Origin of the sequence: Bradyrhizobium sp. 1, assembly GCF_023073315.1 — a bacterium.
In the GTDB taxonomy this organism is placed as follows: domain Bacteria; phylum Pseudomonadota; class Alphaproteobacteria; order Rhizobiales; family Xanthobacteraceae; genus Bradyrhizobium.
Genome location: NZ_JADPJH010000011.1, coordinates 41582 through 66036 on the forward strand (window position 1 = coordinate 41582; position 24455 = coordinate 66036).

24 protein-coding genes are annotated in these 24455 nt (G+C 64.3%); 14 read left to right on the forward strand and 10 right to left on the reverse strand.

Annotated features, from left to right (window positions below; genetic code table 11):
• Positions 1–53: 53 nt before the first annotated feature.
• From IVB29_RS05580 to IVB29_RS05605, 6 genes are all read right to left on the reverse strand, one after another.
• Entirely contained in the window at positions 54–758 is a 705-nt protein-coding gene (locus IVB29_RS05580) for an ABC transporter ATP-binding protein (protein ID WP_247502401.1), read from the reverse strand.
• Positions 742–1473, reverse strand: coding sequence for an ABC transporter ATP-binding protein (locus tag IVB29_RS05585; RefSeq protein ID WP_247502402.1), 732 nt, complete (start codon positions 1471–1473; stop codon positions 742–744). The genes IVB29_RS05580 and IVB29_RS05585 overlap by 17 nt, the downstream gene beginning before the upstream one ends.
• Positions 1470–2453, reverse strand: coding sequence for a branched-chain amino acid ABC transporter permease (locus IVB29_RS05590; RefSeq protein ID WP_247502403.1), 984 nt, complete (start codon positions 2451–2453; stop codon positions 1470–1472). Before IVB29_RS05590 ends, IVB29_RS05585 begins: the two co-directional genes overlap by 4 nt.
• Entirely contained in the window at positions 2453–3331 is an 879-nt protein-coding gene (locus IVB29_RS05595) for a branched-chain amino acid ABC transporter permease (protein ID WP_256466875.1), read from the reverse strand. The genes IVB29_RS05590 and IVB29_RS05595 overlap by 1 nt, the downstream gene beginning before the upstream one ends.
• 148 nt (positions 3332–3479) lie before the next feature.
• Positions 3480–4724 (reverse strand): ABC transporter substrate-binding protein, encoded by a 1245-nt coding sequence (locus IVB29_RS05600; protein WP_247502404.1) that lies wholly within the window; start codon positions 4722–4724, stop codon positions 3480–3482.
• 93 nt (positions 4725–4817) lie between these two features.
• Complete coding sequence (locus IVB29_RS05605) at positions 4818–5633, reverse strand: putative hydro-lyase (RefSeq protein ID WP_247502405.1); 816 nt, start codon at positions 5631–5633, stop codon at positions 4818–4820.
• A 120-nt stretch (positions 5634–5753) separates the two neighbouring features.
• Between IVB29_RS05605 and IVB29_RS05610 the strand changes: the two genes are divergently transcribed.
• From IVB29_RS05610 to IVB29_RS05625, 4 genes are read left to right on the forward strand one after another with little or no spacing between them, the layout of a single operon-like run.
• Entirely contained in the window at positions 5754–6671 is a 918-nt protein-coding gene (locus IVB29_RS05610) for a LysR family transcriptional regulator (protein WP_247502406.1), read from the forward strand.
• Between the two features lie 32 nt (positions 6672–6703).
• On the forward strand, positions 6704–7954 hold the full coding sequence (locus IVB29_RS05615) for a Zn-dependent hydrolase (RefSeq protein WP_247502407.1): 1251 nt from the start codon (positions 6704–6706) through the stop codon (positions 7952–7954).
• Between the two features lie 12 nt (positions 7955–7966).
• Positions 7967–8878, forward strand: a complete 912-nt coding sequence (locus tag IVB29_RS05620) for an NAD(P)-dependent oxidoreductase (protein ID WP_247502408.1) — start codon at positions 7967–7969, stop codon at positions 8876–8878.
• A gap of 11 nt (positions 8879–8889) precedes the next feature.
• Positions 8890–9963 carry a malate/lactate/ureidoglycolate dehydrogenase gene (locus IVB29_RS05625; protein ID WP_247502409.1) on the forward strand — a complete coding sequence of 358 codons (1074 nt, stop codon included), beginning with the start codon at positions 8890–8892 and terminating at the stop codon, positions 9961–9963.
• 64 nt (positions 9964–10027) lie between these two features.
• Here the strand turns inward: IVB29_RS05625 and IVB29_RS05630 are convergent, their stop codons facing one another.
• Positions 10028–11101, reverse strand: a complete 1074-nt coding sequence (locus IVB29_RS05630) for a tartrate dehydrogenase (RefSeq protein ID WP_247502410.1) — start codon at positions 11099–11101, stop codon at positions 10028–10030.
• Between the two features lie 158 nt (positions 11102–11259).
• On the opposite strand from IVB29_RS05630, the gene IVB29_RS05635 reads away from it, so the two are divergent.
• Complete coding sequence (locus tag IVB29_RS05635) at positions 11260–12036, forward strand: SDR family oxidoreductase (RefSeq protein WP_247502411.1); 777 nt, start codon at positions 11260–11262, stop codon at positions 12034–12036.
• 116 nt (positions 12037–12152) lie between these two features.
• Entirely contained in the window at positions 12153–13571 is a 1419-nt protein-coding gene (locus tag IVB29_RS05640) for an amidase family protein (RefSeq protein ID WP_247502412.1), read from the forward strand.
• Between the two features lie 151 nt (positions 13572–13722).
• On the opposite strand, the gene IVB29_RS05645 is transcribed toward IVB29_RS05640, so the two are convergent.
• Both IVB29_RS05645 and IVB29_RS05650 read right to left on the reverse strand, forming a co-directional pair.
• Entirely contained in the window at positions 13723–14820 is a 1098-nt protein-coding gene (locus tag IVB29_RS05645; protein WP_247502413.1) for an amino acid ABC transporter permease, read from the reverse strand.
• A 2-nt stretch (positions 14821–14822) separates the two neighbouring features.
• Positions 14823–16007 (reverse strand): ABC transporter permease subunit, encoded by a 1185-nt coding sequence (locus IVB29_RS05650; protein WP_247502414.1) that lies wholly within the window; start codon positions 16005–16007, stop codon positions 14823–14825.
• An 88-nt stretch (positions 16008–16095) separates the two neighbouring features.
• Between IVB29_RS05650 and IVB29_RS05655 the strand changes: the two genes are divergently transcribed.
• The 4 genes from IVB29_RS05655 (at position 16096) to IVB29_RS05670 (ending at position 20144) form a co-directional block, all read left to right on the forward strand.
• A complete protein-coding gene (locus IVB29_RS05655; RefSeq protein ID WP_247502415.1) occupies positions 16096–16968 on the forward strand; it encodes a MurR/RpiR family transcriptional regulator in 873 nt (290 codons plus the stop codon).
• Between the two features lie 3 nt (positions 16969–16971).
• Entirely contained in the window at positions 16972–18321 is a 1350-nt protein-coding gene (locus tag IVB29_RS05660) for an aspartate aminotransferase family protein (RefSeq protein ID WP_247502416.1), read from the forward strand.
• Between the two features lie 12 nt (positions 18322–18333).
• A complete protein-coding gene (locus tag IVB29_RS05665; RefSeq protein ID WP_247502417.1) occupies positions 18334–19347 on the forward strand; it encodes an amino acid ABC transporter substrate-binding protein in 1014 nt (337 codons plus the stop codon).
• Positions 19348–19496: 149 nt separating this feature from the next.
• Complete coding sequence (locus tag IVB29_RS05670) at positions 19497–20144, forward strand: aspartate/glutamate racemase family protein (RefSeq protein WP_247502418.1); 648 nt, start codon at positions 19497–19499, stop codon at positions 20142–20144.
• Here IVB29_RS05670 and IVB29_RS05675 read toward each other — a convergent pair.
• Complete coding sequence (locus IVB29_RS05675; RefSeq protein ID WP_247502419.1) at positions 20141–20788, reverse strand: TetR/AcrR family transcriptional regulator; 648 nt, start codon at positions 20786–20788, stop codon at positions 20141–20143. The genes IVB29_RS05670 and IVB29_RS05675 overlap by 4 nt on opposite strands.
• Before the next feature lie 134 nt (positions 20789–20922).
• Between IVB29_RS05675 and IVB29_RS05680 the strand changes: the two genes are divergently transcribed.
• From IVB29_RS05680 to IVB29_RS05695, 4 genes are read left to right on the forward strand one after another with little or no spacing between them, the layout of a single operon-like run.
• The gene (locus IVB29_RS05680; protein ID WP_015687579.1) at positions 20923–21132 is read left to right on the forward strand and encodes a ferredoxin; all 210 of its coding nucleotides are present in this window, start codon (positions 20923–20925) and stop codon (positions 21130–21132) included.
• A gap of 52 nt (positions 21133–21184) precedes the next feature.
• Positions 21185–22405, forward strand: coding sequence for a cytochrome P450 (locus IVB29_RS05685; RefSeq protein ID WP_247502420.1), 1221 nt, complete (start codon positions 21185–21187; stop codon positions 22403–22405).
• A 28-nt stretch (positions 22406–22433) separates the two neighbouring features.
• Entirely contained in the window at positions 22434–23756 is a 1323-nt protein-coding gene (locus IVB29_RS05690; RefSeq protein WP_247502421.1) for an MFS transporter, read from the forward strand.
• A gap of 18 nt (positions 23757–23774) precedes the next feature.
• Positions 23775–24434 (forward strand): sulfite oxidase-like oxidoreductase, encoded by a 660-nt coding sequence (locus IVB29_RS05695; RefSeq protein ID WP_247502422.1) that lies wholly within the window; start codon positions 23775–23777, stop codon positions 24432–24434.
• Positions 24435–24455: the final 21 nt, after the last annotated feature.

Here is a 24455-nt window from a genome sequence, read left to right on the forward strand (position 1 = left end):
GGAGAAAGTCTGGATTGCTTCGTCGCAAGAGCTCCTCGCAATGACGGAGAAAACTACAGCCCCAGATACGCCTTGCGCACGTCCGGATTGCCCCTGATCTCCGCGGCCGGGCCCTGCATCAACACGCGGCCCGTTTGCAGGATGTAGGCGCGATCGGCGATCTCCAGGCATTCGGCCATGCGCTGCTCGACGATCAGGACGGTCATGCCGGAGTCACGGATGAGCTCCACCGCCTGAAAAATCTCGTCGACGAGTTTCGGCATGATGCCCTGCGAGGGCTCGTCGAGCATCAACAGCCGCGGACGCGTCATCAGCGCGCGGCCGATGGCGAGCATCTGCTGCTCGCCGCCCGAGAGCGTCTCGGCGCGCTGGTCGAGACGCTCGGACAGGCGCGGAAACAGCTTGAAGACGAGATCGAGCGGCTGTTCGCGATTCGCGTCAGCACGGTAGAGGTAGCTGCCGAGGCGAAGATTGTCGCGCACCGACAGGCGCGGGAACAGGCGGCGGTTCTCCGGCACATAAGCGATGCCGGTTGCTGTGATGTGATGCTGCGCCATGCCGTCGAGGCGCTTGCCGTCGAACGTCACCGTGCCCGAGCGCGGGCGCTCGGCACCGGCGATGGATTTCAGCAGCGTCGACTTGCCCGCGCCATTGGCGCCGGCGACGCAGACGATCTCGCCCTTCTGGACCTCGATCGAGATCGCGGAGATCGCGACCAGGCCCTGATAGGCGGTCGTAACTTCATGCACCGACAGCATGACGATCTCCCAGATATGCCTTGATCACCTTGGGATCGCGGACGACCTCAGTGGGCTTGCCCTCGACCAGCACCTTGCCGAGGTCGAGCACGATGGCGCGGTCGACCAGCGGCATCACGATCTCCATGACATGCTCGACCATCAAGACGGTGATGCCGGTATCGCGTACCTTGCGCACCAGCGCGACGCCGGTCTGCGCCTCGGTCGGCGTAAGACCAGTGAGGACTTCGTCGAGCAGCAGCAGTTTGGGTTCGGTCGCAAGTGCACGCGCGACTTCGAGGCGGCGCTTTTCGGCCGGCACGAGGTCGCTCGCGAGCACGTCGGCGCGCGCGGCCAGACCAGTGAACTCCAGCACTTCATGCGCCTTGCGGCGGGCCTCTCGCATGACCGTGTTGCGCACGAGGGCGCCGACGATGACATTGTCGATGACAGTCATGGTCTCGAAACTCTTGACCACCTGGAAGGTACGGCCGACGCCACGCTGGCAGCGCACGGCTGCCGGCAAATTGGTGACGTCCTTGCCGTCGAACCAGATCGAGCCCTGGGTCGGCGGCAGCACGCCGGCGATGAGATTGAACAGCGTCGACTTGCCGGCGCCGTTCGGACCGATCAGGCCGACGATCTCGCCGCGCCCGACCGAGATCGAGACGTCGCTGTTGGCGACGAGACCGCCGAAGCGCTGCCAGACGCCGCGGGTTTCAAGGAGCGCGGTCATCGCGTGGCTCCTTTCGCCTTTGAGCGGGAGAACAGGCTCACCAGCCCCTGCGGCAAAGCCAGCGAGATCGCCACGATCAGCCCGCCGTAGACGATCAGGTCGACGCCGCGGCCGGAGCCGCCGATATAGGAGCGCGTCAGCTCGGTCATCGGGATCAGGATGGCCGCGCCAAGCACCGGACCCCAGAGGGTGCCGATGCCGCCGAGCACGGCCGGCAGCGCCATCAGCAGCGAGAACTGGAAGCCCATCACGCTCTCGGGATCGATATAAGCGAGGAATTGCGCATAGAAGGCGCCGCCGATGGCGACGAGAAAAGCGGAGACGGCGGCCGCGCCCATCTTGGAGTTGAACACGACGACGCCGAGGCTCTCGGCCGCTTCCGGATTATCCTTCACCGCGCGCCACCAGAAGCCCCATTTGGAATCTTCCAGCCACCAGGTGACGAACCAGGCGAGGCAGCACAGCGCCAGCGCAAAATAGAAATACGGCAGCTTGCTGCGCATGAACTGGAATTTCAACCAGCTGTCGCCGCGCACAGGAATGGTGATTCCCATCGCAGCTCCTGCCCATTCCCAGTTCTGGAACAGCAGCAACCCGATCTCGGCGATGACGATGGTCGCGATCACGAAGTAATGGCCGCGCAGGCGGAAGAAGGGATATCCGAGCCCCATCGCGATAACAGCCGCGATCGCACCGCCGGCGAGCATACCGAACCAGGGCAACACGCCGAACTTCGTGAACAAAAGCTCGGTGGTGTAGGCGCCGATGCCGAAATAGAGCGCGTGACCCAGCGAGATCTGCCCGCAATAGCCGGACAGAATGTTCCAGCTCTGCGACAGCGCCGCGTACATTAAGGTCAGGACCATGATGTTCTGGATGTAGACGTTCTTGACGAACAGTGGTGCAAGCGCGGCAAGCGCGGCCAGCATCGCGGCAATGACGAGATCGCGGCGACGCCGCGCGGCAAAATTCTTGTCCATCACATCGACCCGAACAGGCCACGCGGCCGGATGAAGACCACGAGCAAGTACACCGCATAGATGCCGACCGACTTCAGCGAGGGCGGCAGCATCAGGGCGGTCATCGCTTCAACCAGGCCGACAATGATGCCGCCGGCGAAGGCGCCGAACACACTGCCGAAGCCGCCGAGCGCCACCGTGACATAGGCAATCAGCGCAAAGGACGCACCAACGTCGGGATAGATGTAGAAAAACACCGCCATGATCGCGCCGGCGAGACCGACAAGCGCGGCGCCAAGGCCCCAACCGAACGCGAACACGCGGTTCTTGTCGATGCCGACGAGTGCGACCGCACCGGGATCTTCACGGGTGGCTTCCAGCGCGCGGCCGAAATCGGTGCGGTGGATGAAGAAGTAGAGGCCGGCAAAGGCGAGAATCGAGACCAGCGCTCCGACCAGTTGCGGCTCCGGCAAGAAGATGCCTGCAACCGAGATGGTTTTGCCGCCGAGCCAGGAATGCGGAATGCTGCGATAGTCCGGCGTGAAGAACAGTTGGGCCAGTCCCCGCATCACGATGGCCAGGCCAAAGGTCGAGAAGATCTGCACCATGCCGGCGTTGGCCTTGGCCCTCATGGCGAAGCGTACGATCAAGAGATAAACCAGCGCTCCGAACACGAACAGCGCCGCGGCGACCAGCGGGGCTGAAAGCAACGGGTCGATGGCGAAGAACGTGAACAGGAAGAAGGACGCGTACATCCCAATCATCAAGAACTCGCCATGGGCGAAGTTCGTGACGTCCATCAGGCCGAAGATCAGCGCAAGGCCGACGGCGATCAGTCCGTAGAGCAGCCCCATCAGCAGGCCGCTCGCGAGACTTTGGACAATTGTTTCGACTGTCAGCAACTTGTCCCCCAGAAAAAGCCCTCACCCCGAGGGGCGTGATCGAGCGCGCATCGCAAAGGACGGGCCCGCCCTCGTCTTGCGCGACGCGGGCTCCGTCTCTTCCGCAAGATCGGGAATCGGGAGCGATCTGCTCCCGACCCTATCCTTACTTCATCGGCCAGACCGGTTCGGCCACCGCCGCCTGCGACGGGAAGACGGTGACGAACTTGCCGCCGACATATTGCAGCAGCACCGGATCCGCATCGTTGTTCTGGCCCATGTCGTCGAACTTGACACGCTTCCAGGGCATGATGGTCTGCTCGCCCGGGATTTCGGTTGCAGCCAGCGCGTCGCGGACCTTCTCGCCGTCGGTCGACTTGGCGCGGTTGATGGCGTCCGCAATCACGATCATCGCCATGAACTGGCGCGAGGTGTTATCGTTGAGGTCCTTGCCCGACTTCGCCTTGAACAGATCGTTGATCTTGCCGACCATCGGCCGCTTGGCGGCGAGATCGAGCGAGAAGCTGCCGCGGGTGATCGCGCCTTCGAGCTTGTCGCCGACGGCATCGTAAAGCGCCTTTTCGGAGAAGCCCGCCGCCTGGGCCACGATCGCGTTCGGCTTATAGCCGAGCTCGGCCATGGTCTTGACCAGCAGGATGCCGTCGGTGGTGTAGCTCGAGGGCATCAGCACGTCGGCATTGGCGGCCTTGAGCTGCTGGACTTCAGCCGACAGAGACGGCGAGTTGGCGCGGTACTTGATGTCGGCGACGATCTTATAGCCGCGCTCGGTTGCAAGCTTGGTCTGGGCGTTGGCGGAGTCGGTGCCGAAGATCGTGTCTTCGTGGAACAGCGCCAGCGTCTCGGCCTTCGCGCCCTTCTTCTTCATCGCATCGAGGAAGTCGAACATCCCGGCCGAAAACATCTCGTCATGCGGCGATGCGCGGAAATAGTACTTCAGTCCGCGGCGATGCAGGCTCGGCGAGGAATTGTCAGCCGACAGGAACGGAACCTGGTAGCGTTCGCAGATCTGGCTGACCGTGACCGCGACCGCGCTCTGATAGGAGCCGAGCACCGCGCAGACCTTCTCCTGGGTGATCAGTCGCTCTGCCTCGGCGCGTCCCTTTTGCGGGTCGCCCTGGTGGTCGGCGTACACCATGCGGATCTTGGCGCCGCCGAGACCCGGCAAGCCCAGGCCCTTGGCGAGCGGAAGGTCGAAGTCCTGATCGTTGTTGATGATGTCGATCGCGGTCTCGAAGGCGCGCTGCGCATCGACACCCACCTGGGCGCCGGCGCCCGACAAGGGATAGGTCGCGCCGATCACGACTTCAGAAGTTTGTGCGCGGGCGGCTAGCGGCATCAGCGCGGCAGTGGCGGCGGCTCCGAGCAGAATGTCGCGGCGAGAGATCGTCATTTGGCAAAGTCCCCTGTTATCCGAATTTTGCGCGTATCGAATGAAACGATTGGCAAACAGCGTAAAGCCCGAAGAAGCAGCAAACGCTGCCTACTAAATCACGGCCATGGTCCTGTTCTTCAGATCCGTCACCAGCATCAGGCCGGGCGAATGCGTGATTGCGAACGGTACCTTGGCGGCGTTGATCACCGATTGCGGCGTGACGCCGCAGGCCCAGAACACCGGAATCTCGTCATCGGCGACAGGTACGGGATCACCGTAGTCGGGCTTGGCGATGTCCTTGATACCGATCAGATGCGGATGACCGAGATGCACGGGCGCGCCGTGCACGGCCGGATAGCGCGAGGTGATCTGCACGGCGCGGATCGCATCGGCCGGCTTGAACGGGCGCATCGACACCACCATGGGACCGGCGAAAGGACCGGCCTCTCCGCAAGCGATGTTGGTGCGGTACATCGGCACGCGCACATTCTGCTCGATGTGGCGGATCGGCATGCCTTCGTCGAGCAGCGCCTCTTCGAACGAGAAGGAGCAGCCGAGCACGAAGGTCACGAGATCATCGCGCCAATGCTTGGTGACGTCGGTCGGCTCGTCGATGACTTCGCCGTCGCGCCAGACGCGGTAGCGCGGTACGTCGGTCCGGATGTCGAGATCGGCACCGAGCGCGGGGATGTGCGGGCTGCCGACGTCGGACATGCCGATGATCGGGCACGGCTTCGGGTTGAGCTGGCAGAAGCGGTGAAAGGCGCTGGCGTATTCGGCCGGCAGGATCGCCAGATTGCCCTGGACGAAGCCGGGGGCGACACCCGCGGTGGAACCGACCTGGCCGCCACGATAGGCGAGCCGCGCCTGGCGGCTCGGGAGAGTGTCGGGTGTTTCAGTTTGCTGCGCTGCCACCAAAACAGTCATGTGATCGACCTGCCTATAAACTCGACAAAGACAAGCCAACACCAAGCGTGCTATAAAGTCTAATCTTCCTTTCTAATCGATATCGATAAAAATAATTTATCGAACGGGAAAATCCTTCCAATGCTGGACTTCAGGTCAATCGAGACGTTCCTCTGGGTTGTGAAGCTCGGCAGCTTTCGCGGCGCCGCAGCACGGCTCAATACGACCCAGCCGGCGATCTCCCAGCGCATCGCGGGGCTCGAGCGTGAGATGGGCGTGAAGCTCTTGAACCGAGATCATCGCGTGGCTTCGCCGACGCCGAGCGGCCGGCAAATGATGGTCTATGCGGAGAAGCTGATCGGTCTGCGCGCTCAGATGATGGCCGAGGTCGGTGACCGCTCGGCCATGCGCGGCGTGATGCGTCTCGGCGTCGCCGAGACCATCGTACACACCTGGCTGCCGCGGCTGGTGAAGAGCATGAACGAGGTCTATCCGAACCTGTCGCTGGAGATCGAGGTTGACATCACGCCGAACCTCACTGCGCGCCTGCTCGCGCAGGAGATCGAGCTCGCCTTCGTCGTCGGACCGCTGTCGACCTCGGGCGTGCACAACCGCGTGCTTGCCGATTATCCGATCGGTTTCCTCGCGAGCCCCTCGCTCGGCCTCGGCAACGGTCGAGTGACGCGCGCCGAGCTGGCGCGGTTTCCGATCATCACCTTCCCGCGCAAGACGCGCCCCTACGAGGTCGTGCGCGAGGTGTTCGACCGGCCGGAGCTGCCGCCGATCCGGCTGCATGCCTCCGCGTCGCTTGCGACCGTGATCCACATGGCGGTCGAAGGGCTCGGCATCGCCGTGATCCCCGACGCCATCGTCGAGAACGAGCTTTCCGACGGGCGGCTGCAATTGCTCGACACCGATCTCGCAATCGCGCCGCTGACGTTCACGGCGAGCTGGCTCGCCTCACCCGACGTCGTGGCGGTGGAGCGCGTCGCCGAGCTTGCATGTCAGATTGCGCAGAGCAGCCTCGCGGTTGACGCGCCCGCGCTGGCGGGTCATTGAAACAGGCGCCGGATAATCGAGAGACCGACCGCATGAGCCGAGCCGCCACCAATCTGCAAATCGATTCCGCCCGCCTCTGGGGCTCCATTCACGAGACCGCGCAATTCGGCGGGACGGCGAAGGGCGGCGTGCGGCGGCTGACGCTGAGCAGCGAAGACAAGCAGGTGCGCGACTGGTTCCGCAAGGCGTGCGAGGACGCCGGCCTCGACGTGCACACCGATGCGCTCGGCTCGCAATTCGGCCTGCGCAAGGGCCGCGACATGTCGAAGCCGCCCGTCGGCATCGGCTCGCATCTCGACACCCAGCCGACCGGCGGCAAGTATGACGGCATTCTGGGCACGCTCGGCGCACTCGAAGTGATCCGCACGCTCAACGACGCCGGCATCGAGACCGAGGCGCCGATCTGCGTTGTCAACTGGACCAACGAGGAAGGCTCGCGCTTCGCACCCGCGATGATGGCGTCCGCCGCCTATGTCGGCGACTTCACCACCGACGACATCCTCTCGCGCAAGGATATTGAGGGCACGACCGTCGGCCAGGCGCTCGACAGCATCGGCTATCGCGGCGACAAGCCGGTCGGATTCCAGAAGCTCGGCTGCTTCGTCGAGCTGCACATCGAGCAGGGCCCGATTCTCGAAGCCGAAGGCAAGACCATCGGTGTGGTCGATTCCGGCCAGGGCGTGCTCTGGTACGACGGCAAGATTTCCGGTTTCGAAAGCCACGCGGGATCGACACCGATGCCGCTGCGACGCGATGCACTGGCGACGCTCTCCGAGATCGTGCTGGCGATGGAGGCCATTGCGGGGAAGCATGGGCCGAAGGCAGTCGGCACCATCGGCGAGGCCGTGATCGCCAATCCCTCGCGCAACGTCATTCCCGGCGAGATCGCTTTCACCATGGACTGCCGCAGCGCCGATGGCGCCATCATGGATGCGCTCGATCGCGATCTTCGTGCGGCCATTGCCGAGATCGCTGCGCGCCGCAAGGTCGAGGTCAAGATCGATCTGGTCTGGCGCAAGCCGCCGACGCATTTCGATCCCAAGTTGATCGCGGCAGTCGAGAACGCCGCGAAGACGCTCGGCTATTCCTCTCGCCGCATCACCTCCGGCGCCGGCCATGACGCCTGCAACCTCAACACCGTGATGCCGGCGGCGATGGTGTTCGTGCCCTGCAAGGACGGCATCAGCCACAACGAACTGGAAGATGCCACCCAACCCGACTGCGCCGCGGGCACCAACGTGCTGATGCACACGGTGCTGGCGATCGCCGGCGTCGCATCCTGACCGGAGAAAATCATGCGCGGAGTTTTCGTCGACGCCAATGAAGCTCTCGCCGTGATCATGGAGCGGCTGGGGAAGCCCGATGATCCCAAGGTGCGGATCCACAGGGATCCCGACATCAAGCCCGAGCAATATCCTGAGATTCTTGATGGTGCCGAGATCGCGATCGTCGACCACACCGCATTGCCGACCGAGGTCGCGAAGAAATGCACGGGGCTGAAGCACGTCGTGTTCCTCGGCACCGGCGCGCGCAGCTACATGAATCCGGAGGAGCTTGCCGAGCTCGGCATCTCCGTGCACCTGATCAAGGGCTATGGCGACACGGCGGTCGCGGAATCCGCGATCGCGCTGATGTGGGCCTCGGCCCGCGTCATCGCGATGATGGACCGCGAGATGCGCGCCGGGAGCTGGCTGCGTGAAGACGGCATGCAGCTCACCGGCAAGACGCTCGGCCTGATCGGCTTCGGCGGCATCGCAGCTGAAGTCGCGCGCATCGCCACGGGCAGCGGCATGAAGGTGATCGCCTGGAACCGCTCGCCGAAGAGTTGTCCGGGCGTCGAATTCGTCGATCTCGACACGGTGCTGGCGAAGAGCGACGTCGTGTCGCTGCATCTGCTGCTCAACGATGAGACGCGCGGCATGATCACGCGCGAGAAGATTTCTGCGATGAAGCCCGGTGTCATCCTCATCAACACCGCTCGCGCCGCAATTGTCGACGAGGCCGCGATGATCGATGCGCTGAAGTCGGGCCATATCCGCCACGCCGGCCTCGACGTCTTCAACATCGAACCCCTGCCCGGCGATCATCCGCTGACCAAGATTCCGAACGTGACGCTGTCGGCGCATTCAGCCTTCCGCACGCCGGAAGCGAGCGAAAACCTGATTGAGGCGGCATGGATCCATTGCCGCCGGATCGTGAAAGGATAAGAGCAACAACAATGGCTGACTATCGCACCATCAAGGCAGAGCCGCTCACCAACGCCATCCGCGCCATCGTCAAGGCCGGCGGATCCACGGATCGCGAGGCCGAGCTCGTATCCACCAATCTCGTCGAGGCCAACCTCAAGGGCCACGACTCCCACGGGGTCGGCATGATCCCGCGCTATGTCTCGAGCGTCACCACGGGCGGCCTCGCCGTGAACCAGCACGTCAAGATCGTGCTCGACACCGGGCCGCTTCTCACTCTCGACGGCCTCACCGGCTACGGCCAGGTGATTGGCCATGAAGCGATGGAGCTGGCGGCAGAGCGCGCCAAGCAAAACGGCGTGTGCCTCGTCGGCCTTTCGAACTCGCACCATATCGGCCGCATCGGCCATTGGGCCGAGCAGTGCATCGACCACGGCCTTGTCTCGATCCACTTCGTCAACGTGATCTCGCGCCCGATCGTGGCGCCCTGGGGCGGCAGCGATGGGCGCCACGGCACCAACCCGTTCTGCGTCGGCATCCCGCGCAGGGGCAAGGACCCCATCGTGCTCGACTTCGCCACCAGCAGGATCGCGCAGGGCAAGACCCGCGTCGCCCACAACAAGGGCGTCGCGCTCGAGCCCGGCACCATCATCGACAACGAGGGTAAGCCGACCACCAACCCGCGCTACACCGTGATCCCGCCGCACGGCGCCATCCTGCCGTTCGGCGAGCACAAGGGTTCGGGGCTCGCGCTGGTCTGCGAAATCCTCGGCGGCGCGCTCTCCGGCGGTCAGGTGGTCAAGGGCCCGTCCGACGGCAAGTACAACGTCCTCAACGGCATGCTCTCGATCATCATCGACCCGGGCAAGCTCGGCACCGGCGAGAACCTCGCGCGCGAAGTCGAGAGCTTCGTCGCCTGGCACACCGGCTCACCGCCTGCCCCGGGCGTCGACAAGGTGAAGATCGCCGGCGAGCCCGAGCGCGAGACGAAGAAGAAGCGCCTCGCCGAAGGCATTCCGGTCGATCCGACCACCTGGCAGGAGATTCTGGAGGCCGGGAAGAAGTTCGGGGTGGATCAGGCCGCGATCGAGAAGATCGTGAGCTGATTACGACGCGAGGCGTTGCTGCTTACCCTTCTCCCCTTGTGGGAGAGGGAAAGCAGCAGCTCTCTTAATCGACCATATCCGCGACGGCCTTGCCGCACGCCGTGGTGTCGGCGTTGCCACCGAGGTCCTTGGTGCGAAGCGTACGCTCTGCCAGCGTGCGCTCGATCGCCTCGACGATCGATTTGCCGGCAACCTTCTCGCCGAGATGCTCGAGCATCATCGCGCCCGACCAGATCGCACCGATCGGGTTCGCGATCCCCTGCCCCGCAATGTCGGGCGCCGAGCCGTGCACCGGCTCGAACACCGACGGGAAATTACCCTCGGGGTTGATATTGCCAGACGGCGCGATGCCGATGGTGCCCGTGCAGGCCGGGCCGAGATCGGAGAGGATGTCGCCGAACAGGTTGGAGCCGACCACCACGTCGAACCAGTCGGGATGCAGCACGAAGTTCGCGGTGAGGATGTCGATGTGGTACTTGTCCCACTTCACACCCGGGAACTTCTTGGCCATCGCCTCCACGCGCTCATCCCAATAGGGCATGGTGATGGAGATGCCGTTCGACTTGGTCGCAGAGGTCAAGTGCTTCTTCGGCCGCGACTGCGCGAGCTCGAAGGCGAATTTCAGGATGCGGTCGACGCCAACCCGCGTCATCACCGTCTGTTGCGTCACGAACTCGCGGTCGGTGTCCGGGAACATGCGGCCGCCGACGGAGGAATATTCGCCTTCGGTGTTCTCGCGCACCACCCAGAAATCGATGTCGCCGGGCTTGCGGCCCGCAAGCGGTGACGGCACGCCGGGCATCAGCCGCACCGGGCGCAGGTTCACATACTGGTCGAACTCGCGGCGGAATTTGATCAGCGAGCCCCACAGCGAGACGTGATCCGGAATTTTTGCCGGCCAGCCGACCGCGCCAAAGTAGATCGCATCGTGCTTGCCGATCTTTTCCTTCCAGTCATCCGGCATCATCTGGCCGTTCTTCTCGTAATACTCCCAGGACGAGAAGTCGAAATGATCGAAATGCAGGGACACGCCGTGCTTCTTGGCTGCTGCCTCCAGAACACGCAGGCCCTCGGGCATCACTTCCTTGCCGATGCCGTCGCCGGGAATGACTGCGATCCGGTATTGTTTCTTGCTCATGGAGAACGTCCCTTTTTGGTCCGGCAGCCGCCGCCTTTTTTGACCGCACTGCAATGGACCAAACTCGGCGGCAGTGCAACGCTGCACTGCAATGTTGACCATGGCGCGGCCGAGCGCCTACTGATTTCATCCTGTTTCCCACCGAGCGAGTACCCCTCATGGATCTGCATCTGCGTGGCAAGCGCGTCCTGATCACGGGCGCGTCCAAGGGCATTGGCGCAGCCGCCGCCGAGGCGTTTGCCGAAGAAGGCGCGCACCTCCTGCTCGCGGCCCGCAACGGCGAGCAGCTCAAGGCGCTGGCGGACCGGTTGCGCTCTGCGCACCAGATCGATGCCGCGACGAGCATCGTGGATTTGCGCAAGGCTGACGACATCGCGCGGCTCGCCAAGGAAGCCGCAGATATCGACGTGCTCGTCAACAATGCCGGCGACATCCCCGGCGGCTCGATCGACAAGATCGACGAGGCGACATGGCGGCACGCCTGGGAATTGAAAGTGTTCGGCTACATCAACCTGACGCGGCAGATCTACGCGCAAATGAAGGCGAAGGGCGGCGGCGTCATCGTCAATGACATCGGCGCTGCCGGCGAAAAGTTCGACGCCAACTATATCTGCGGTAGCACCGGCAATGCCGCGCTGATGGCCTTCACCCGCGCGCTCGGCGGCAAGAGCCTCGCCGACAACATCCGCGTCGTCGGCATCAATCCCGGCCCTGTCGGCACTGACCGGCACGTCACGCTGCTCAAGACGCGCGCAAAGCACCAGTTCGGCGACGAGAGCCGCTACAAGGAATTCCAGAAGGGCCTGCCGCTCGGCCGCCCCGCGCATGCGCGCGAGATCGGCGATCTCATGGCGTTCCTGGCGTCCGATCGCGCCGGCTATACGTCGGGTGTGATCTATACGGTGGATGGCGGCATCAGCGCCGGTTGGGGTTAACTCTATCCGCGTCATTGCGAGCGCAGCGAAGCAATCCAGGAATGCATCCGATGTGGCAGTCTGGATTGCTTCGCTACGCTCGCAATGACGACAATCTAAACTCAGGAGTAAATTAGTTGTCTCAAGACCTGATCCGCGAAACCGCCTGCACCGTCGTCGACAAGCTGCGGTCCGGCGATGTCTCGCCGCTCGAACTGCTGGATGTGGTCGAGAAGCGCATCAGTGAAGTCGACGGCAAGGTCAACGCGCTGCCGACGCTGTGCTTCGATCGCGCGCGCGACAGCGCGAAAACGCTGATGCGGAAACCGGCCGGCGCGCGCGGCCTGCTCGCGGGCCTGCCGCTGCCGATCAAGGATCTCACCGACGTTGCCGGCGTCCTGAACACGCAGGGCTCGCCGATCTTCAAGGACAACATCCCCGCAAAATCCGACCTCATGGTCGAGAACCTCGAGGCCAACGGCGCATTGGTCTACGCCAAATCCAACACGCCGGAGTTCGGCGCAGGCGCCAACACCTTCAACGAGGTGTTCGGCGCCACGCTCAATCCCTGGGATACGACCAAGTCCGCGGCCGGCTCCTCCGGCGGCGCGGCGGTGGCGCTGGCCACCGGCATGGCCTGGCTCGCTCAGGGGTCCGACATGGGCGGCTCCTTGCGCAGCCCCGCGGCGTTCTGCGGCGTCGTCGGCATGCGCCCGAGCATCGGCCGCGTCGCGCACACACCCAAATCAGGCATCGATCGCAACCTCGGCGTGGTCGGCCCGATGGCGCGCAACGTCGAGGACCTCGCGCTGCTGCTCGACGCCATGAGCGGCGACTATGCCGATGATCCACTGTCGCTGCCGGCGCCTCTGACCTCGTTCCTGTCGGCGGCACAGTCGGGCAGGAAGCCGAAGCGCATCGCCTATTCGCCCGATCTCGGCATCACGCCTGTCGATCCCGAGGTCAAGGCAATCACCCTCAAGGCGGCAGAGCGCTTTGCGGAAGCCGGCGTCATCGTCGAGGAAGCGCATCCGGACTGGCGCGAGGCGCATGAGTGCTTCCATGTGCTGCGTGCGTTCGATTTCGCGATCACCAAGGCCAACCTGCTGCGCACCAAGCGCGACCTGCTCAAGCCCGAGGTGATCTGGAACATCGAGGAAGGGCTCAAGCTCACGGTAGAGCAGCTCGCGCGCGCCGAGGCGCAGCGCGTCGGCATGACCGCGCGCGCCATCGAGTTCTTCAAGACCTACGACCTGCTGCTGACGCCGACCACGATCGTACCGCCCTTCCCGATCGGCGACCGCTATGTCGCGGAATGCGCAGGCAAGAAGTTCGAGAACTATGTCGAATGGCTCGGCATCGTCTACGCCATCACGCTCGCCTGCTGCCCGTCGCTGTCGCTGCCCTGTGGCTTCACGGCATCAGGCCTGCCGGTCGGTGTGCAGGTCGTTGGCGCTCCGCGCGCCGATGCGCAGGTGATCGCTGGCGCAAAGGTGCTGGAGGATATTCTGGGCTTGCGCGGCACCACGCCGATCGATCCGCGAGTGAAGAAGTAGCCTCACTCTCGTGCCCCGGACGCGGCGCAGCGCCTCTTCGGCGGTGCGCTGCAGAGCCGGGGCCCACCTCTCCGCAACTTCCCGTGCATCCCTGGGTCCCGGCTCGGCGGCGCAGCGCTCGCGCGCTGCCCCTTGTCCGGGACACGAGACATCACCTCGCGCTCGTCGCCTCCAGGCTACGGCTGTAACGCGACATCGCGAAGCAGAAGACAAAATAGATCGCGGCAACGAAGATGTAGACCTCGACCGAAAACTGCTGCCAGGCCGGATCGATGATCGCGGTCTTGGCCGTCGTCAGCAGGTCGAAGATGCCGATGATCAGGACGAGGCTGGTGTCCTTGAAGAAGGCGATGAAGGTGTTGACCAGCGGCGGGATGACGTGGCGGATCGCCTGCGGCAGGACGATCAGCCGGTGCTTGCGCCAGTAGGACAGCCCCAGTGCATCCGCCGCTTCATACTGCCCGCTCGGCACGGCCTGGAGGCCGCCGCGGATGATTTCGGCCAGATAAGCGCCCGCGAACAGGATGATCGCTATCTGCGCGCGCAGCAGCTTGTCGATATTGAATCCACTGGGCATGAACAACGGAAACATCACGCTCGCCATGAACAAGAGGCTCACCAGCGGCACGCCGCGGATCAGCTCGACATAGAGCACGCTCAGCGAGCGGACCGCCGGCAATTTCGAACGCCGGCCGAGTGCGACGAGGATGCCGAGCGGGAAGCCGCATGCCAATCCGAACGTTGCCAGGATCAGCGTCACCGGCAAGCCGCCCCAGCGATCCTGCGAGACAAAACCAAGCCCGAACACGCCGCCCCACATCAGCGCGCTGATCAGCGCCAGCGTACCGATCCAGAGATAGACCAGTTCGCGCCGCCAGAAGGCACGGCGGCTCGAGAGATAGAACAGTGCGATGAACAGCATGACCGACAGTGCCGGCCGCCACTGCTCGTCGAAGGGATAGGTGCCGAACAGGATGAAACGATATTTTTCCGGGATGATCGCCCAGCACGCGCCGACGCCACGCACGGCGCGGCAAGCGCTGGAATCATTTGCCGGCGTCAGCCAGACTGCGTTGGCGATGCCCCACTGAGCGAAGCTGAAGATGCCCTTGGCCAGGATCGCCAGCAGCACGACCGAGAGAATGCTGTTGGGGATCGACGAGAACAGATTGGTTCGGAGCCAGCGCAGCACCGGGTTGCCGATCTGCGGACGGCGGGCAGCGCGTGGTATGTCCGTGATCGCCGTCATGCTCAGCGCTCCACCAGCGCGATGCGCGAGTTATACCAGTTCATGAAGAAGCTGATGCCGAGGCTGATGGTTAAAAACACCGCCATGATCAGCGCGATTGCCTCGATCGCCTGCCCGGTCTGGTTCAGCGTGGTGTTGGCAATCGAGACCACGTCCTGGTAGCCGATCGCGACCGCGAGCGAGGAGTTCTTGGTCAGATTGAGATACTGGCTCGTCATCGGCGGCACGATCACGCGTAGCGCCTGCGGCAGGATGATCTGCCGCAGCATGAAGCTGCGGCGCAGGCCGAGCGCGTTGGCGGCGTCCCACTGGCCGCGCGGCACCGACTGGATGCCACTGCGCACGATCTCGGCGATGAAGGCCGAAGTGTAGGTGACAAGCGCGATCAGCAACGCAAAATATTCCGGCGCAAGCGTGAGACCACCGACGAAATTGAAGCCGCGCAGAGCCGGCCATTCGATGGTCCAGGACACACCCAGCGCCACGGACACCGCCGCCGGCAGCGCGAGGACGAGGCCTACCGCAAAGGGCCAGGCCGGCCGCGGCTTGCCGTCGCGCATCTGCTGCACGATCAACCATCGCCGGATCAGATAGAACGCCGCACAGCCCAGAACGGCCGTGCCGAGCACCCAAAGCTGCGTCGGCCCGAGCGGAATCGCCGGCAGGATCAGACCGCGATTGGAAAGGAAGACTCCATCGACCGGCCTGAACGCCGCGCGCGCGGCCGGCAGCGCCTGCATCAGCACGTACCAGAACAGCAGTTGAAGCAGCAGCGGGATGTCGCGGAGCGCTTCGACATAGACGGCAGCAAGCCGCGACAGCAACCAGTTCGCCGACAGCCGCGAGATGCCGATCAGCGTCCCCAAAATGGTCGCGAGCACGATGCCGATCACGGCGACGCGCAAGGTGTTGGCGACGCCGACAATGAAGGCCCAGAGGTAGCTGTCTCTCGGATTGTAGGCGAGCAGGCTGTCTGAAATGGGCATGCCCGCTTCGCGGCCAAGGAAGGCGAAGCCTGTCGTGATGCGGCGGGCCGAGAGATTGGTGACGGTGTTGGACCAGAGGAAGGCGACGACCCCGAGGACGACCCCGACGACAAGGACCTGCCAGAACAGGCCCGTCAATTCGTTGCGCCCGAGCGCAAAGAAGCGGCGGCGCGGCGGCGGTCTGGGGTGATCGGCGGTCACGGCACAAAAATCCTTGTTGAAATGCAGCGATTTCCGGCGACGCACGTCAAGTGTTGCACCAAACACTAATTCGTGCAACAAATGTTTCATGGCCGAGCCCGCGAAATCCTCGCCCCTGAGCGAACTGCGCATTGCATTGCCATCGCTGCCGATGCGCTTGCAGGAGGTCGGACGCTTCGTCGCCGCCAATGACTATGACGCCACCACCCGTTCGATGCGCGATCTCGCCGCCGAAGCCGGCGCCGATCCCGCTGCGTTCACGCGGCTTGCCAAGGCGATCGGCTATTCCGGCTGGGATGCGCTGCGTGCGGCGCTGACGGAATCGCGACGGCCATCGCAGATCTCGCCCTTCTCCGGCCGCGCCAAGAGCCGCCGCCACGGCCCGAACGCGGATGTCGCGCTCGTCAGCGACAAGCTCGAGGCCGAGGCTATGGGCCTTCCGCGCATCGCGGCGCCCCCGATCGTGGAAGCCGCCCGCGCGCTCCACGACGCAAAGCGGATCTGGATCACCGGCTATCGCAGCTGCCGCAGCGTTGCCGAGCTGCTGAACTACGAGCTGCGGCTGTTCCGCCCCGAGCAGGTGCAACTCGTCGGCACATCCGGCCCTGATGATCTCGACCTCGGCGCCTTCAGGCCCGGCGAAGCCGTCATTGTCATCGGCTTCCTGCCCTACACACACGCGAGCGTCCGCGTCGCGCAAGCCGCGCATCGCGCCGGCGCAACGCTGATCGCGATCGCGGACAGCCTCTCGGCGCCGATGGCCGAGGGCGCCGACCATGTGCTGCTGTTCGAAGCAGCCTCCTCTCCCGGTTTCTTCCCAAGCCTCACGGGCGCGATCGCGATCGCCCAGTCGCTTGCTGCGGTGACATTTTCGCTCGGCGGCCCGGCCGCGAAGAAGCGTCTGGAGCATACCGAGGCGCGGCTCACTGCTGCCTCTACCTACGTCTCAGAGAAAGGTTGACCCATGGCCGCTCGCACCAGCCGCGTGCTGCATCGTTCGCTGCGCGAAACGCCGCCCAAGGCGATCGGCGGCGAGGGCGTCTATCTCTTCGCCGAGGACGGACGCCGCGTGATCGACGCCTCCGGTGGCGCGGCCGTCTCCTGCCTCGGCCATCAGCATCCCCGCGTAATCGCGGCGATGGCGAAGCAGGCCTCGACGCTGGCTTATGCGCATACCGCCTTCTTCTCGTCCGAGCCGGCCGAGGCGCTGGCCGAGAGGCTGGTCGGGCACGAGCCTGGCGGTCTCGCCTACGCCTATTTCGTCAGCGGCGGATCGGAGGCGATCGAAGCCAGCATCAAGCTCGCGCGGCAATATTTCATCGAGCGCGGCGAACCACAGCGGCAGCATTTCATCGCACGGCGGCAGAGCTATCACGGCAACACGCTCGGCGCGCTCGCTGCCGGCGGCAATGCCTGGCGCCGCGCGCCCTATGCACCACTGCTTTCCGCCGCGTTCAGCCATCTCACGCCGGCCTTCGCCTATCATGAGAAGCACGACGGTGAATCCGATGCGCAGTTCCTAACGCGGCTCGCAGCCGAGCTCGAAGCCGAGTTCCAGCGGCTTGGTCCCGACACCGTCGCGGCGTTCCTCGCCGAGCCCGTCGTCGGCGCCACCGCCGGCGCGGTTACGGCGCCTGACGGTTACTTCAAGGCGATGCGCGAGATCTGCGACAGGCACGGCGCGCTGCTCATCCTCGACGAGGTCATGTGCGGCATGGGCCGTACCGGCACCACGCACGCCTGGGAGCAGGAGGGTGTCGCGCCCGACATCCAGGCGATCGCAAAGGGTCTCGGCGGCGGCTACCAGCCGATTGGCGCGATGCTCGCGAGCGGCAAGATTATCGACACCATCCGCTCAGGCTCCGGCGCGTTCCAGCACGGCCATACTTATCTCGCGCACCCCCTCGCCTGCGCGGCTGCGCTCGCGGTGCAGGACGTAATCCGCGAGGACCAGTTGCTCGATCGCGTCAAGGAGCGCGGCAAGCAGCTCGAGCAGCGGCTGACCGAGCGCTTCGGCAATCACCGCCATATCGGCGATATCAGAGGACGCGGGCTGTTCTGGGCGATCGAGCTCGTCGCGGACCGCGCTAGCCGCACCTCGTTCGATCCGGCGCTCAAGCTGAACCAGAAGATCAAGGCGGAGGCGTTCGCCAACGGGCTTGGCTGCTATCCCGGCGGCGGCACCGCGGACGGCGTCCGCGGCGACCACGTGTTGCTGGCGCCGCCCTATATCGCTTCGGCGGACGAGATCGACCTGATCGTCGACAAGCTCGGCACCGCCGTCGACGATGTGTTGCGTAGTGTCAATCACTGAGGGGAGAGTAGCATGATGAGGATAGTAGTTATCGCGGCGAGCGCACTTGCGGCATCGACGGTTGCAGCTTCGGCTGCGACGCTCGACACGGTGAAGAGCCGCGGCACGCTGGTGTGCGGCGTCAGCGCCGGCTTTGCCGGCTTCTCGGCGCCGGATTCGCAGGGCAATTACAAGGGTCTCGACGTGGATTATTGCCGCGCGCTCGCAGCCGGCGTGCTCGGCGATGCCAGCAAGGTCCGTTACGTCTCGCTGACCGCGCAGAACCGCTTCACCGCGCTGCAGTCGGGCGAGATCGACGTGCTCTACCGCAACTCGACGCAGACTTATCTGCGCGGCGTCACGCTGGGGCTGCGCCAGGGTCCCATCAACTTCTACGACGGCCAAGGCTTTGTCGTGAAGAAGGATCTCGGGGTCAAGGAGATCAAGGACCTCAAGGGCGCAACCGTCTGCGTCGCGCAGGGCACCACGCATGAGGTCACGCTCGGCGATTACGGCCGCGCCAACGGCATCGACTGGAAGCCGCTGGTGTTCGATCGCGTCGACACCATGTACCAGACCTTCTTTGGCGGCCGCTGCGATGCCATGACCCAGGACGCCTCCGCGCTCGCCGGTGCGGTGACGACCGCAGCACCGAATCCGGCCGACTACGTCGTGCTGCCGCAGACCATCAGCAAGGAGCCGCTCGGGCCTTTCACCCGCAACGGCGACGAGGTCTGGAGCGACATCATCACCTGGCTGCATTACGGCCTGATCGAGGCCGAGGAGCTCGGCGTCACGCAAGCCAACGTCGATGAGATGGCGAAGTCGCAGACCCCCGCGATCCAGCGGTTGCTGGGTGCTTCCGGCGATCTCGGCTCTCGCCTTGGGCTCGACAACAAATGGCTGGTCACGGCGATCAAGGCCACCGGCAATTACGGCGAAATCTACGAGCGCAATGTCGGCAAGGCGAGCCCGCTCAAGCTCGAGCGCGGCCTCAACGGCCTCTGGAGCAAGGGCGGCTTGATGTACGCCGTGCCGTTCAAGTAAACGTCTCTCGTGTCCCGGACGCGCTGCAGCGTGCAACGCTGCGGCGCTGAGCCGGGACCCAGCCGCTACAATGGGCCCCGGCTCAGCAGCGCAATACTTCGCATTGCGCTGCGTCCGGGGCACGAGACCTTGCCAGGTAATCCCTTTCAATGACGCCTCCTCGCATCGCCCTCATCCACGCCCTCAAGCATTCCATCGCCCCGATCGAGGCGGCGTTCGCGCAGGCGTGGCCGGAGGCCCGGCTGATGAATCTGCTCGATGACAGCCTGTCGGCCGATCTGGCGCGCGACGGTGCGCTCAACGACACCATGACCGAGCGCTTCCTCGCGCTCGGCGATTATGCGGCAGCAACGGGAGCGGACGCGATCCTGTTCACCTGCTCGGCCTTCGGGCCCTGCATCGAGGCGGTCGCGCGCGCGCATGCGCCGATGCGGGTGCTCAAGCCGAACGAAGCCATGATCGAGCGAGCGGTGACCATGGGCAAAAAGATCGGGCTGCTCTCGACCTTCCCGCCGACGCTGGCCTCGATGCCGCCGGAATTTCCGGCCTCCGTTCAGGTCGTGCCGAAACTGGCCGAGGGCGCGCTGGCTGCACTGGACCGCGGCGACCGCGCCACACACGACCGGCTGATTGTCGAAGCGTCAAAGGATCTGCGCGATTGCGACGTCATCGCGCTCGCGCAATTCAGCATCGCGGCAACCGCGCCTCTGGTCGCGGAGGCGACTGGTCGCCCCGTCGTCACGACGCCGGACAGCGCGATCGAGAAGCTGATGAGGCTGCTGAAGACCAAAACTTAAGCGCCGGCCTTCTTCTGGCGCCGCGCGTCCTTGATCGCAACCGCGAGCGCGGCCTTCGTTTCGTTGACGAAATCCTCGACCAATTCCTCGCGCGTGGCATGTGCGGCCTCGCCGGTGAACAGGCCCTGCTCGGCCAGCATCACCACGCCATGCAACGCCGCCCAGATCTTCAGCGCCTGCCGCTCGCGCAAGAGGCCGACCGCCGGCGCCTCCAGGGCTTCGATCACGAGCCCAAATGTCTCGCGCGTGGCTTCATGCAACTCGCTGCCCTTGGCCGCGCATGAGACGGTGCGGGACGCGAACATCAGGCGATAGATGCCATTGCGGCGCAGGCCGAAATCGAGCGTCGCCTGCGCCAGCCGCGACAGCTTTGATTGCTTCGACGGCTTCGCCATCGCCTCGCGCAGAAGTGCACTGAGCTGCCGGAACGCCTCCGCCGTCACCGCCGTTAGCAGCGCATCACGATCGGCGAAATGCCGATACGGCGCCGGCTGAGAAACTCCGAGCTGCTTTGCGAGTGCCTTGATGCTGATCGCTTCGGCCCCGCCCTGCTCGGCTTCGCGCAACGCGGCCTTGATCAGGGCGTCGCGGAGATCGCCATGGTGGTAGGCATTGTGCGGCTTGCGGGCAAGTTGTGAACGCATGTTGCGCCAAGCCTATAAGTTTGCGCTTGACAGGGGAAGCCCGCCGCGAATGTAATAGGATATAACTTAGATAAAAACCAAATGAGGAACGCGGGACGCCCTTCGGGCTCCGCGCTTACGCCAGGGAAGCCGCCATGACAGAGCGACTGAGGGTTCACGTCGATCCCGACAAATGCCAGGGCCACGCCCGCTGCAAGGCGCTGGCGCCCGAGCTGTTCGAGCTCGACGAATACGGCAACGCCCATGAAGCCGGCGACGGCATTGTCCCGCCGGGGCTCGAAGACAAGGCCTGGCTTGCCAAATCCAATTGCCCGGAAATCGCAATCGATGTGATCGAGGAGTAGCGCGGGACCTGCCTGCCCGTCTTTCGCGAACACCAGCCCCAAGGGATCCGAGATGTCCGACGTCAGCCAGCCCGCCGCCCATCCACCCGTGACCGACTGGGTCAACGATTTCGACCACACTGATCCGCAATGGACGGAGGATCCGTTCTCGATCTGGGAGGAACTACGCTCCGCGAGCCCGGTCGTGCACACAAAACGCTTCCTCGGCTGCTACATGCCGACGACCTATGAAGCCGTGCGCGAGATCGCGAACGACACCGAACATTTCTCTTCGCGCCGGATCATCGTCCGCGACGTCCGGCCCGAGGTCGCCAGGAACGCCGCCCCGCCGATCACCTCCGATCCGCCCGTGCACAAACCGGCCAAGCAATTGCTGCTGCCACCGTTCACGCCGGACGCAATGAAGAAGCTGGAACCACGGATGCGCGCGATCTGCAACGAGCTGATCGACGGGTTCATCGTCGACGGCAAGGTCGACGCCGCAGCGCGCTACGCCAAATACATCCCGGTTCAGGCCATCGCGCACATGCTCGGCATCCCCGAGAGCGACAGCGATCTCTTCATCAACTGGATCCACATGATCCTCGAGCTCGGCATCAAGGACGAGAGCAAGCTGCTCCAGGCCGTGCAGGAGATGAGCGCCTATTTCACGACGCATATCGAGGAGCGCAGAACGAGGCCGACCGACGACCTCATCTCCTATCTGATGAATGCCAGGGACAAGGAAGGCCAGCCGCTGGAAGAGTCGCACGTGCTGGGCTCACTGCGGCTGCTGCTGATCGCCGGCATCGACACCACCTGGAGCGCGATCGGCTCCTCGCTCTGGCATCTCGCCAGGACCCCGGCCGACCGCGAGCGACTGGTCGCCGAGCCCGCGCTGATCCCGAACGCCGTCGAGGAGCTGCTGCGCGCCTATTCACCGGTGACGATGGCGCGAGAGGTGGTCAAGGAGACCACGATCTCGGGCTGCCCGGTCAAGCCGGGCAACATGGTTCTGCTGTCCTTCCCGGCCGCCAACCGCGATCCAAAAATGTTTCCGGATGCTGACAAGGTCGTGATCGACCGCCGTGAGAACCGGCACGCCGCCTTCGGCCTCGGCATCCACCGCTGCGTCGGTTCCAACCTGGCGCGGATGGAGATGCAGGTTGCGCTGGAGGAATGGCTGAAGCGGATTCCGGACTTCGCCCTCGACCCGGCAGGCACCGTGACCTGGTCACAGGGCACGGTCAGAGGACCCCGCCAGTTGCCATTTCTGTTCGAAAAGGCGATGTAGGCCCTCCCAACCAGCGGAGAGGCCGGACGTGACTGAGCAAGCAACCCAACCGGCCTCCGACCACATCGACATCGCCGACGCCAAGCGCCGGATCAAGGCGATCTTCATCGGCTCGATCGGCAATCTCGTCGAATGGTATGATTTCTACGCCTACACCGCGTTCGCGCTGTATTTCGCCCCGGCGTTCTTCCCCGGCAGCGATCCCGTCGTGCAGCAGTTGAACATCGCCGTTGTGTTCGCGGCGACCTTCCTGATGCGTCCCCTGGGCGGCTGGCTGTTCGGCTATATCGCCGATCATTATGGGCGGCGAATCTCGCTGACCCTGTCTGTCGTCTTCATGTGCTTCGGCTCGCTGATCATCGCGCTGACACCGACCTATGCCACGATCGGCTTTGCCGCACCGGTGATCCTGGCTCTCGCCCGCGTCATCGAGGGCCTCAGCCTCGGCGGCGAATACGGCGCCAGCGCCACTTATCTCAGCGAGGTCGCCGATCCCAAGCACCGCGGCTTCTATTCGAGCTTCCAGTATGTGACCCTGATCGGCGGCCAGCTGACCGCCATCATCGTGCTTCTGCTCCTGCAAAAGGTCTTCCTGACACCCGAAGAACTGAAGGCCTGGGGCTGGCGCATCCCGTTTGCGATCGGCGCGGCGCTCGCGATCTTTGCCGCGGTGATGCGGCGCAATCTGCACGAGACCGAGGCTTTCGAGGAAGCCAAGAAAGTGGTGAAGCCGACCGGCTCGATCGCCAATTTGCTGCGCTATCCGCGCGAACTGCTGCTGGTGGTGGGTCTCACCGCCGGCGGCACCGCGGCGTTCTACACTTTCACCACCTACATGCAGACGTTCGTCAAGCTCTCGGTTGGGCTGACCGAGGACCAGACCACGTTCGTCATCTTCGGCACGCTGATCTTCGCGACCATCCTCCAGCCGATCTACGGCGCCATCTCCGACAGGATCGGCCGCAAGCCGCTGCTGATTTTCTTCGGTGTCGCCGGTACGCTCGCGACCGTGCCGCTCTTGATGACGCTGAAGGAGACCAAGTCGCCGTTCATGGCATTCATCCTGATCTGCTGCGCCTGGCTGTTCGTCGCCGGCTATACCTCGATCAACGCGGTGGTGAAGGCCGAGCTGTTCCCGACCAATGTGCGCGCGCTCGGCGTCGGCCTGCCCTATGCCATTACGGTCTCGATCTTCGGCGGCACGGCGCCGGCGATCGCGCTCTATTTCAAGAGCATCGGGCATGAGGAATGGTTCTACTACTATCTCGCCAGCATCATCTGCCTGTCGCTGATCATCTATTCCACCATGCGCGACACCAAGCACGCCTCCGCAATGCATCGCCACGAGTAGCCCGTTTACGAGTAGCCCATGACCGACGAGACGCCGTCCGACAGCAAGCTAACGCGCACCAAGGAGAAATGGGCGCGCGAAGGCCGTTTCCTTACGGGGAAAGTTACACGACCGGAGGATCAGCGCCTGCCGCCGGGCCAGCACCTGACCAAGGACTGGCCCGTACTCGATCTCGGGGTCATGCCGCCGGTATCGCGTGAGCGCTGGCGGCTCGACGTCTATGGCGCGATTGAAAATCCCGTGTTCTGGACCTTCGCCGAGTTCACCGCACAGAAGCAGTCGCAGTTCACCTCCGACATTCATTGCGTGACGACCTGGTCGCGCTACGACAACCTTTGGGAAGGCCTCGCCACGCGCGAGCTGCTCGCGGCCTGCGAGCCGCGCGAGGATGCGCGCTTCGTCGTGCTGCACTCCTCTGACGGCTACACCACCAATTTGGCGCTGGAAGACTTTGCCGCCGAGGACGCGCTGCTCGCCCATAGCTGGTCAGGACAGCCGCTGACGGGGGAGCACGGCGGCCCGGTGCGGCTCGTGGTGCCGCATCTCTATTTCTGGAAGAGCGCAAAGTGGCTCCAGGCCATCGAATTCGTGACTGACGACGCGCCGGGTTTCTGGGAAGTCCGCGGCTACCATAACCGCGGCGATCCCTGGGCCGAGCAGCGTTATTCGAACGATTAGATTCAAACACGAAACGGGGGG

Excerpts from the sequence above, each read along its gene's own strand:
- IVB29_RS05580 (WP_247502401.1), bottom strand. The coding sequence starts at position 758 with ATGCTGTCGGTGCATGAAGTTACGACCGCCTATCAGGGCCTGGTCGCG.
- IVB29_RS05585 (WP_247502402.1), bottom strand. The coding sequence starts at position 1,473 with ATGACCGCGCTCCTTGAAACCCGCGGCGTCTGGCAGCGCTTCGGCGGT.
- IVB29_RS05590 (WP_247502403.1), bottom strand. The coding sequence starts at position 2,453 with ATGGACAAGAATTTTGCCGCGCGGCGTCGCCGCGATCTCGTCATTGCC.
- IVB29_RS05600 (WP_247502404.1), bottom strand. The coding sequence starts at position 4,724 with ATGACGATCTCTCGCCGCGACATTCTGCTCGGAGCCGCCGCCACTGCC.
- IVB29_RS05605 (WP_247502405.1), bottom strand. The coding sequence starts at position 5,633 with ATGACTGTTTTGGTGGCAGCGCAGCAAACTGAAACACCCGACACTCTC.
- IVB29_RS05610 (WP_247502406.1), top strand. The coding sequence starts at position 5,754 with ATGCTGGACTTCAGGTCAATCGAGACGTTCCTCTGGGTTGTGAAGCTC.
- IVB29_RS05615 (WP_247502407.1), top strand. The coding sequence starts at position 6,704 with ATGAGCCGAGCCGCCACCAATCTGCAAATCGATTCCGCCCGCCTCTGG.
- IVB29_RS05620 (WP_247502408.1), top strand. The coding sequence starts at position 7,967 with ATGCGCGGAGTTTTCGTCGACGCCAATGAAGCTCTCGCCGTGATCATG.
- IVB29_RS05625 (WP_247502409.1), top strand. The coding sequence starts at position 8,890 with ATGGCTGACTATCGCACCATCAAGGCAGAGCCGCTCACCAACGCCATC.
- IVB29_RS05630 (WP_247502410.1), bottom strand. The coding sequence starts at position 11,101 with ATGAGCAAGAAACAATACCGGATCGCAGTCATTCCCGGCGACGGCATC.
- IVB29_RS05635 (WP_247502411.1), top strand. The coding sequence starts at position 11,260 with ATGGATCTGCATCTGCGTGGCAAGCGCGTCCTGATCACGGGCGCGTCC.
- IVB29_RS05645 (WP_247502413.1), bottom strand. The coding sequence starts at position 14,820 with ATGACGGCGATCACGGACATACCACGCGCTGCCCGCCGTCCGCAGATC.
- IVB29_RS05655 (WP_247502415.1), top strand. The coding sequence starts at position 16,096 with ATGGCCGAGCCCGCGAAATCCTCGCCCCTGAGCGAACTGCGCATTGCA.
- IVB29_RS05660 (WP_247502416.1), top strand. The coding sequence starts at position 16,972 with ATGGCCGCTCGCACCAGCCGCGTGCTGCATCGTTCGCTGCGCGAAACG.
- IVB29_RS05665 (WP_247502417.1), top strand. The coding sequence starts at position 18,334 with ATGATGAGGATAGTAGTTATCGCGGCGAGCGCACTTGCGGCATCGACG.
- IVB29_RS05670 (WP_247502418.1), top strand. The coding sequence starts at position 19,497 with ATGACGCCTCCTCGCATCGCCCTCATCCACGCCCTCAAGCATTCCATC.
- IVB29_RS05675 (WP_247502419.1), bottom strand. The coding sequence starts at position 20,788 with ATGCGTTCACAACTTGCCCGCAAGCCGCACAATGCCTACCACCATGGC.
- IVB29_RS05680 (WP_015687579.1), top strand. The coding sequence starts at position 20,923 with ATGACAGAGCGACTGAGGGTTCACGTCGATCCCGACAAATGCCAGGGC.
- IVB29_RS05685 (WP_247502420.1), top strand. The coding sequence starts at position 21,185 with ATGTCCGACGTCAGCCAGCCCGCCGCCCATCCACCCGTGACCGACTGG.
- IVB29_RS05695 (WP_247502422.1), top strand. The coding sequence starts at position 23,775 with ATGACCGACGAGACGCCGTCCGACAGCAAGCTAACGCGCACCAAGGAG.